Origin of the sequence: Pseudomonas viridiflava (genome assembly GCF_900602065.1) — a bacterium.
In the GTDB taxonomy this organism is placed as follows: Bacteria; Pseudomonadota; Gammaproteobacteria; order Pseudomonadales; family Pseudomonadaceae; genus Aquipseudomonas.
On the sequence record NZ_UWFN01000312.1, the window covers coordinates 1 to 320 of the forward strand.

The 320-nt window shown below is 59.7% G+C and carries 1 pseudogene; it reads left to right on the forward strand.

The features are described 5' to 3' along the window. Positions 1-320 (forward strand): annotated as a pseudogene (locus EE949_RS24320) (hypothetical protein); the annotation flags it as partial.

Genomic DNA, 320 nt, shown 5'->3' on the forward strand with positions numbered 1-320 from the left:
GGTTTCCTGCAGACCAGCGAAGCCAAGCACTGGATCCGCGAAATCCGCACGATTCTGGTGAACCTGCATATCGAGTTCTTCAACAACCTCGGTCAGATGGCCCTTTCCCAGGATCAGCCAGGTCAGGCGCGTCTGGCATTCGAACGCGGCGTGCAGTACCTGCGCAACCAGCCGGACCCGGTGACCTATCAACAGCAGTTGCTGGCGATGGAAAAACAACTGGCCCGCGCCAACCCCATGGTCCTGACCAATACTGCCCCGTCTGCCGACGATGACAACGCACTGACCGAAGGCCTCAAGGCTGACGACACCGACTCGGA